This is a genomic window from Nocardia sp. CY41, assembly GCF_009829325.1.
In the GTDB taxonomy this organism is placed as follows: domain Bacteria; phylum Actinomycetota; class Actinomycetes; order Mycobacteriales; family Mycobacteriaceae; genus Nocardia.
In genome coordinates, this window is record NZ_VUOS01000073.1 from 1 (window position 1) to 7,824 (window position 7,824).

Here is a 7,824-nt window from a genome sequence, read left to right on the forward strand (position 1 = left end):
CCCCGGCGTGCCTGGTGCCCGGACCGGCAGTAGCGGTTCGATCACTGTCCACAACTCGTCTTCCACGATCCACGGGGCCGCCACGACGAAACATACTGCACCGCAACGAGAATCACCGCCACTCAACCGAACCTGTTAGGAGCTCTTAGTCGCATTGCCGAGGTCCGCGAACGGTACGGCCCGGATCATGTCGTAGCCAGGTCGTTGGCTGAGGCCGCGCCTGAGCTGATCGAAGCAGTTGACCGTACCGAGAAGCTGTTGCGTGAATAGTCAGCTGTTCATCGTCGGTCACGTGTAGTACGGCCGCGCTGAAGGAGTCAGGCCCCGCTCAATGCGAAGCGCGATTGACGGATGGACGTCCAGAGAAGAAACGTCGCTCGGTGCAACCCATCTGACTTCCTTCGACTCCGAACTGGTTCGGAGTTCGCCTCCGATTGGGTCGGCGCGAAAGCAGATGGAGAATTCTTGACGGACTTCACCATCGTCGTATGCGATGACGTGCTCCGGATTCGAGAATATTCCGATGAGGTCGGTCACCTGGACGTCGATGCCGATTTCCTCTTTGACCTCTCGTACGAGCGCCTGTGTCACCGTCTCACCCGCTTCGAGCCCGCCCCCAGGGATCGAATAGTGATCATTGTCGGTGCGGTGGATCATCAGGATTCTGCCCTGTGAATCGCGCACAAATGCACTAACGGCGACCTTGACGCTGTTCGGCGTGGGCGCGTCAGGGTCGTGGAAATAGTCGGTCCGGGCCATGAACGATCACCTTTCGGGAGTCGCATTCGACCATACGTGCTCGAAGCTCGTCATATACGTCTCGAACATGTCGCCAGCGGGCAACTGGCGCAGGACCGCCGCCGCGAGCGGGCGCAGCTGGAGGCGGAGGAAGCCCGATTGCACCTCGTTCACGGGGTGTTGGTCGACATGGCGTGTGCCGCTGACGACGCGTCGGAGGCGAAGGACTACTCCGACAACGAGTTCGAGATGTCGAGGATTCGGCATGTGGGGGCCACCGGCGCACAGGTGCACGCCGAGTGGGTCTCGGTGTGGAACCGAGTGCTCGACTACCGCCACGATCCGGCGTCGGCGGCGAAGATCCGCGCACAGATTACAGCTGAATCGGGCCGTTCACGGCGGGAGCGTTCCCGTGGGATCGAGCATTCGCGATGAGCAGGTTTCACGATCCGGATGGCAAGCGGTTCGGTGTCCCGACCTGGCCGTGGGGTTTGGCGCCGCAGCATCTGCGGACCCGCCGCCAGCTCGCCCGTGAGGGCAAGAGCCCCGGTGGTGAGTACGAGGCGCAGGTGCTGCGGGCTCGGGGTGGTTCGCGGGGACCGCTGAAGGCGCACTTGTACGACGCGAATCGGAGGTGCCGACACGAGTTTCGACCGAGGCGCAGCTGGAGGCATTGCAGCTGGCGCGGTGGACGCGCTCTGCGATGGCCGCGGAACGGCGAGGGGTGGACGCGACGGAGATGCGCGAGTTCATCGCGCAGGCCCGCGCCGACATCGCCGCGCGGCCGGTCACAGCCGCAGATCGCGGCAGGGAAGGGAGCGAACCCGATGAACCACAAGAAGAAGGGCGTCGACCGCTACACCGCGTTGGAGCGGCGCCACCGTGCCCAGATCGTCGGCGGGCTGCGTGACAGGGCCTGTCCTACCGGCAGATCGGCGAGCAGCTGGGTATTTCGCTGGCTGAGGTCGAGTCGTGCCTGGGTGAGGCTACCCGGTTGCGTGAGCAGGGGCTGACGAAGCAGGAGATCGCCGAGGAGATCGGCATCCCGTACGGGTCGTTGGGGGTGCTGGCCGTGCAAAGCAGCAAAGGCCTGTCGGCTCAGCAGGACGCGGCGCTGGCGGCGCTGGTCGACATGCACCGGATGCAGGTCGATGTCTTGGCCGAGTTCAGCAGCATCAGTAGCGCCTACGACCTCGCCGACGCTCTGCTGAAGCGGCGGATGGGTGCATCCGCTGCTGTCGGTGCAGCGCGGTCGGGCGTGGGTGTACCCGAGGCGTGAGGTGGCCGAGCGGTATCTGGGGTGGCGGCGGCCCAAGGACTGGAAGCCGCCGTTGATGTACGTCAACCACTACCGCGCCGTCGCGCAGGCGCGGGTGATGCTGGTCGGTTCCGACCCGCAACTGTGGGTGTCCGAGCGCGTGCTGCGCCGCCGCGCCGAAGTCGCTGCCGCCGAGTCGAAGTCCGGGCACGTGGTGTTCAGCGACAGCGGACCCCTCGCAAGGGACGCCCGCACGTGCATGACGGGCGGTTTCTCGGCGAGGTCGGCGGCCAGCACGGCTGGTGGGCTGGAGATCGAGCTGAGCGCCAAGGACCGCGTCCACATGGACACCGCGCCGCGCGGGACAGCGAGGACGAGGCCGTGATGGGCCTGCTGTACCTGTGCCGTTCCCAGCGCGTCATGAACACCGTCAATGCCGCCTACCAGCGGCCTCCCCGCGAACTCGCCGCGGTCGAGCTGCTGTTCGCGATCGGTGACTTCGACGAGGAGTGGAGCCAGTTCTTCACCCGCCGAAACCAGGGCCGCGCCGCCCGCAAGACCCGGCGCCCGAACCTTCTTCTCACTCAGGAAGCGTCATGAGCAACTGCCAGCCGATCATCACTCCCCAGGACTGCCACCCAACCGGCAGCGCGCAAGTCCCCACGACCGGCCAGACGCCCGCGCCGCCAGTGGAGCCGGGTGCCGGTAGCGGCCTGGTGCCGCAGGCGCCGCCGATCCGCCACGTCGAAGGTTGGGATCTGCCGCTGCTGGAGTTGTCCGCGGTCGGTGACGCGGCCTCGACAGCGACGGTGTGCGGTGTCGTGATCGTGGCGATGCTGGTCATGATCGTGGCCGTCGCGGCGCGCTGGCCGTTGGCGCCGCACCGGTAGCACAACTTCGCGATCGGGTCGCTGCTGCTGCCCGCGGTGTCGGCGATGGCCGGCGGATCGTGGATCACCCCCGCTTCCCTGTTGTGGTCGGGTGCGGCACGGGTCGCCGACGGCGACCTGGGCGGGCTGCGCACGATGGTCGTGCTCGGTGCCCCGGTGGCCGCGCTGGCTGCGACGTACTGGTGGGCGTCGTTCGTGCACAAGACAACACCGTCGGGTTGAAGAACCTGGGCCGTACTGAGCGGGTGCAGGCGGCGCTGGCCGCACGCCAGTTCGCCGGGGACGGCCCGCGCGGCGCGGTCGGTCGGTGCCCTGTTCACCACAACGGACGGGATCGTGCTGGGGCCGCTGGCGGACCGGCGCTCGGCGAACCCTCTCGGTTTGTGGTCGGCGCTGACCGCGCGGCATGAGGCGTGGATGGTGGTGCCGCACAAGGAAGCGCGCCGCCAGATGGCCGCGTTCGGCACGACCGGTTCGGGCAAGACGGAGCTGATCAAGCGGTACGCGGTCGGGATGCTCGAATACGAGTGGAACGCCTGGCAGCGGTGGAAGGACGTGCCGGGCATTCGGGGCAAGCACCGGCGCGCGCTGCTGGTGGTCGTCTCCTGCAAGGGCGGCAACGACGACAAGGTATTGGGCCACGAGTTGCCGAGATCGCCCAGCGCCGCGGGATTGCCGCCGACCGCCGTGGGCTGTTCACCGCCGTCTACACCCCGGCCGCCGCAAGCAAGGGTGCGTGAGCCGTGACCGGACTCAGCTCCGGTGCGGACGTGGTGCGCAGCAGCGATTCTGCTGCGCACCGCAGCGCACCAGACGATGCACAGGCCGGTGCACGGACCCGCGAGCAGGTGTCGGCGGTCCGGTTCTTCTGGGGTGAATTGCTGTTGGTCGCGGCGATGTCGATCGCGGGCAACCTCGTTTACGTACGGATCAACGCACCGGATGGCAAGCAGCCGGTCGCGGCGTTCGTCGCCAGTTTCCCGCCGATCGCGTTGCTGGCAGCAACCCACGGCGTCGGGCTGCTCGTGCGCGCCCAGAACAAAGCCCGCCTGGAATACTGGGCTGTTGTCGCACTTACCGCCGCCATCGCGGTCGGCGCGTTCCGGCTGTCGTTCGACGCCCTGCGCGAGCTGTCGATTCAGGTCGGGATGAGCGAACACCTGGCATGGCTGTTCCCACTCATCATCGATGGCGCCATCGGACAGGCCACCGTCGCCCTGCTCGTGCTCGCACGCACCGACCACACCAGCACCGAACCGACGGTGCGCACCGCCCCGGAACCAGTGCAGCGGCCCGAGCCGGTACGCACCGTGTCTGTGCGCGAGGTCCACACCGAGACCCGGTCGACCTCGACCGAACTCACCGCGCAACAGGCGCCCCCGGAGCTGTGGACCGTCGAGCAGACCGCGATCGAAGCCCCTACGCACCACGCTGCGGCGCCCGGTGCGGAGGTCGACCGGTGGGCGCGGGTCGCCGAACTGCTGTGCAGCGCTGACCCGTCCGGGCGGCGTGACCCGGAGAAGGTGACCGATATCTTGCGCCTGCGTCACGAACAGAACTGGTCGCACGCGCGCATCGCCGAACACGTCAGCCTTAGCTCGTCCTCGGTGACCCGCACTCTCACCGCGGCCTAGGAACACGTTCAGGAAGGAGCCCACCAGTGACCGGCGTGGTCAACATCCGACTGTCCGGCGCCGCCGTCGCCTCCGTGACAGCGATGCTCACCGCCGCCGGATTGGACATCCAGCTCGGCGAATGCACCTATCCCAACCGCAGCGGGTTCGGCGTGCGCGCTTACGGCGAAATCGCTGTCAGCCTCCGCAACGGCGGCACATAGGCAGCCGGAAGTAGCACCAACAACCGCACACAATCAGGCCCCGCTGGCATCACCAGCGGGCCTGCTCGTTGTGGTAGGGGCCGGAAACCGATTCGGATCTGATCCGGACCTGATCCGATTTTGATACGAGTCCGAATCCGATCAAAGTCGGATCAGGGGACGCGAAAAAGGTGCGCTGAGCTGGGGTGTTTGGCGTCGTCTCCCTCCCCACCCAGCCGACACTCTCTAACGCTTCCTGTCAGAGGGTGTCGGCCGGGTGGGGAGAAACCCACCACCAAACATTGGGAGGGAATGGACCAGTAAGGGGAGACCACAAGCAAGGGAGGACCACAAAAGTAGGGTTGGGTGGGCGGTTGCGTCAGGTGCAAACGTTGCGTCTAGAGTTGCGCCACCTACGGTGGCGTGTTCGCGCGCCAGAGCGCGCTCAGTGCTGGAAGCAAATCAACTGCGGGCGCGGCGTTCTCGGGCACACGACTCCCAGCGGAGCGGGTGTGTGCAGTGCGCGGTCGGGTCGTCGGCGGGCAGTGACCTGCCCCGCCAAGCGCTGGCAAGACATATGCTCGCCAGCACCAGGAGTCAGTCACCCGTTTGCCCAGTCTCGACACCCAGGCAACCCTGAAAATGCGACATCAACAGCAATATTCATTTGACCCGCCCGAGGCATCGCACCGTCCTCGGCATCGATCCGCCACTGAGAGTGCACCCGGGCCGTTCACTCAACGCTCCTAGTGCCGCGTCCAGGAAGGTTGGTGCTGTAACCCCGCCACTGGGGGTGGCAGTGTGATCATCGGCCGGTGACCGGCGATGCTGCCGGTGGAGGTGGTGCCGGTGGCTCGGAAGCCGGATGTTTTCGTCAGGGCGGTGAACCTTGAGGAGGGCCGCAAGCTGGCGCAGGTCGCGCGCCCGAGCAAGCAGCCGATCCGGATGCGCAGGGCGGTGATGGTGATGGCCTCGGCGCAGCATCAGACGGTCGGGTCGATCGCGAGGCTGATGCGGGTGTCGGAATCGCATGTGCGTCAAGTGATCCACGATTTCGATGAAAAGGGGTTCGACGCACTGGACCCAAAATGGAAAGGGGGCAGGCCGGTCAAGACAGATTCGGTGACGCGTGATCGGATCTGTCAGATCGCCCGGTGCTGCCCCCGTGACCTGGGCTGGTCGTTCTCGGCCTGGAGCCTGTCGAAGCTGGCAGAAGTTTTGCGGATCAACGGAATTGCCGATATCAGCCGGGAAACGCTGCGGCGGATCCTCAAGGCTGGTGGGGTGTCGTGGCCGGCCACCAAAACCTGGAAGGCCAGCAACGATCCGGAATTCACAACCAAGATGGCGCGGGTGCTGGACCTGTACGACCATCCGCCCGCCGACGGGCGCGTGGTCTGCGTGGACGAGTTCGGGCCGCTGAACCTGCGGCCCCGTGGCGGCCGGGGTTGGTTCCCGAAGCAGCGACCTGCCAGATTGCGGGCCACCTACCACCGCACGCAGGGCGTGCGGCACATGTTCGGTGCCCTGGACCTGGCGACCGGGCAGCTGCATTACCGGATCCGGGACCGGAAGCGGTGGACAGAGTGCCTGGCGTTCCTGAAGTCCCTGCGCGGCCGCTGCAGGAGAAGTTGTACTTGATTCTGGACAACTACTCCGTCCACAAGCGTCGTGAAGTGCGGGAATGGTGCACCGCCCACGACGTCGAACTTGTATTCCTGCCTACCTACTCGTCCTGGTCGAACAGGATCGAGTGCGAGTTCGCGGCGTTGCGCTACTTCGCGCTCAACGGCACCGACCACCGCAGCCACGGCGAACAGGACGACGCCGTCACCAGCTATATCCGCTGGCGCAACCAGCACGCCGCGCCGATCCGCGACTTCGCGGTCGGCTCCAAGGTCCGCCATCCCGATTACCTACCGAACGTTGGGTGACGAGGCAGTAGATCGTAGGGATTTCCCCCATACCGGCTTGTTGTGCCGAGTGAGATTCTCGCGTTGTGTCGTGGCGGCCACGCCTTCGCGGGACTGACCAGAAGCGCACGCCGGGCGCTGGCGATCAATTCGCGAACATAGCTCTGTCGATTGCCATGCTGAGTTTGATCGTGCGAGGAGGGTTGAGGAGGTCGCGATGCCGCTGAATGTGGATACGCAGGAACTCGTCGCTGTCGCGGCGAAACTTGCCGCGATAGCGCGTGATGCTGGCGCGGCGATGCCTGGTGGATGGGTTGTCCCCGCGGGGGCAGATTCCGGCTCGGCCCAGGCGGTGCCGGAGTACAACGCGCAGGCGGCGTTGGTGGTCAACGGCATGATGTTCACGTGGAATAAAATTTATCGTCTTGCATATAACGTGGGGGCTGCGGCTGTCGACTACACCGAGGCGGATGACCGAGGCGCCCGTGAAATAGGCGGCAGCGGCGGCGACATCGTTGCCAACCCGGTCGGCGAGGTGCAGGAGGTCAGCCTGCGCCAGCCACCGGCGATCGGGATTCCGGTTGGTGGTGGCGAGGTCGAACCATTGATCTTCGCCCAGCAGTTGCATTCGGGTCCAGGGCCCGGCCCGGCCATGGGATTCGCGATCGAGTTGCGCAAGTTTGTCGGTGGCCCGCATCTTGTCGCGACCGAGGGTGTCGGCTCGACGGTGCAGGCGCTGCAGCGCTGGGAGCCGGTGGGCAGTGAGGCCGCGACCGAACTCGGTCAGTACCGGGGGTGGCTCGACCAACTCGGTAGTGCGATGGGGCTGCTTGCCGACGGGATCGATACGTACAGTGATGCGTTCCGGACGGCAAAGGCGAAACATCCGACTCCGGAGGAGATCATCGCCGTGCGCAAGGAGTTGCTCGCCGCGATGCGGTCGAAGAATCAAACTCGAATCCAGGCGGCGCTGGCGAAATTCACTGAACAGAACGCCCGTTCGGCCGAGACGATCACCGGCTACTCCGCCGACCTCGGCTCGACAGTCGGCGCGAGCGAAAGCGCCGGAAAGGGCAGCGGCGGCGGCGACAGCAGCGCGTTGACCCAGATGCTGCCCGCCTTGATGAGCGCGATGGCCTCGGCCGGAATGCCGCTGAGTCAGCTCGGACAGTCGGACACGTCGGACGCCTACGACGACTACGGCCTCGA

Annotated in this window: 13 protein-coding genes; 12 read left to right on the plus strand and 1 reads right to left on the minus strand. The window is 66.0% G+C overall.

Features of this window, described 5'->3' with window-relative positions:
• Positions 1-288: 288 nt before the first annotated feature.
• Entirely contained in the window at positions 289-759 is a 471-nt protein-coding gene (locus GVY64_RS36180) for an NUDIX hydrolase (RefSeq protein ID WP_159851092.1), read from the minus strand.
• Between the two features lie 36 nt (positions 760-795).
• On the opposite strand from GVY64_RS36180, the gene GVY64_RS36185 reads away from it, so the two are divergent.
• The 12 genes from GVY64_RS36185 to GVY64_RS36235 all read left to right on the plus strand — a co-directional run.
• Positions 796-1,173: a hypothetical protein gene (locus tag GVY64_RS36185; protein WP_159851094.1), complete on the plus strand. Its 378-nt coding sequence runs from the start codon at positions 796-798 to the stop codon at positions 1,171-1,173.
• A 559-nt stretch (positions 1,174-1,732) separates the two neighbouring features.
• Positions 1,733-2,017, plus strand: coding sequence for a hypothetical protein (locus GVY64_RS36190; protein ID WP_159851096.1), 285 nt, complete (start codon positions 1,733-1,735; stop codon positions 2,015-2,017).
• A gap of 1 nt (position 2,018) precedes the next feature.
• Positions 2,019-2,381, plus strand: a complete 363-nt coding sequence (locus tag GVY64_RS36195) for a hypothetical protein (protein WP_159851098.1) — start codon at positions 2,019-2,021, stop codon at positions 2,379-2,381.
• Positions 2,378-2,596, plus strand: coding sequence for a hypothetical protein (locus GVY64_RS36200; RefSeq protein ID WP_159851100.1), 219 nt, complete (start codon positions 2,378-2,380; stop codon positions 2,594-2,596). Before GVY64_RS36195 ends, GVY64_RS36200 begins: the two co-directional genes overlap by 4 nt.
• Positions 2,593-2,886, plus strand: coding sequence for a hypothetical protein (locus GVY64_RS36205; RefSeq protein ID WP_159851102.1), 294 nt, complete (start codon positions 2,593-2,595; stop codon positions 2,884-2,886). The genes GVY64_RS36200 and GVY64_RS36205 overlap by 4 nt, the downstream gene beginning before the upstream one ends.
• 45 nt (positions 2,887-2,931) lie before the next feature.
• The gene (locus GVY64_RS36210) at positions 2,932-3,108 is read left to right on the plus strand and encodes a hypothetical protein (protein ID WP_159851104.1); all 177 of its coding nucleotides are present in this window, start codon (positions 2,932-2,934) and stop codon (positions 3,106-3,108) included.
• A gap of 114 nt (positions 3,109-3,222) precedes the next feature.
• Positions 3,223-3,633, plus strand: coding sequence for a hypothetical protein (locus GVY64_RS36215; protein WP_159851106.1), 411 nt, complete (start codon positions 3,223-3,225; stop codon positions 3,631-3,633).
• Positions 3,630-4,520: a DUF2637 domain-containing protein gene (locus GVY64_RS36220; protein WP_159851108.1), complete on the plus strand. Its 891-nt coding sequence runs from the start codon at positions 3,630-3,632 to the stop codon at positions 4,518-4,520. Before GVY64_RS36215 ends, GVY64_RS36220 begins: the two co-directional genes overlap by 4 nt.
• Before the next feature lie 26 nt (positions 4,521-4,546).
• Positions 4,547-4,723 carry a hypothetical protein gene (locus tag GVY64_RS36225; protein WP_159851110.1) on the plus strand — a complete coding sequence of 59 codons (177 nt, stop codon included), beginning with the start codon at positions 4,547-4,549 and terminating at the stop codon, positions 4,721-4,723.
• An 804-nt stretch (positions 4,724-5,527) separates the two neighbouring features.
• On the plus strand, positions 5,528-6,343 hold the full coding sequence (locus GVY64_RS38490) for an IS630 family transposase (RefSeq protein WP_236567533.1): 816 nt from the start codon (positions 5,528-5,530) through the stop codon (positions 6,341-6,343).
• The gene (locus tag GVY64_RS38495) at positions 6,334-6,636 is read left to right on the plus strand and encodes a transposase (RefSeq protein ID WP_236567534.1); all 303 of its coding nucleotides are present in this window, start codon (positions 6,334-6,336) and stop codon (positions 6,634-6,636) included. The genes GVY64_RS38490 and GVY64_RS38495 overlap by 10 nt, the downstream gene beginning before the upstream one ends.
• A gap of 196 nt (positions 6,637-6,832) precedes the next feature.
• Positions 6,833-7,824: PPE domain-containing protein (locus tag GVY64_RS36235; RefSeq protein WP_159851112.1), on the plus strand; the 992-nt coding region annotated here is incomplete at its 3' end.

What these genes read in the sequence shown, in the direction of transcription:
- GVY64_RS36180 (WP_159851092.1), bottom strand. Translation starts at nt 759, where the DNA reads ATGGCCCGGACCGACTATTTCCACGACCCTGACGCGCCCACGCCGAAC.
- GVY64_RS36205 (WP_159851102.1), top strand. Translation starts at nt 2,593, where the DNA reads ATGAGCAACTGCCAGCCGATCATCACTCCCCAGGACTGCCACCCAACC.
- GVY64_RS38490 (WP_236567533.1), top strand. Translation starts at nt 5,528, where the DNA reads ATGCTGCCGGTGGAGGTGGTGCCGGTGGCTCGGAAGCCGGATGTTTTC.
- GVY64_RS36210 (WP_159851104.1), top strand. Translation starts at nt 2,932, where the DNA reads ATGGCCGGCGGATCGTGGATCACCCCCGCTTCCCTGTTGTGGTCGGGT.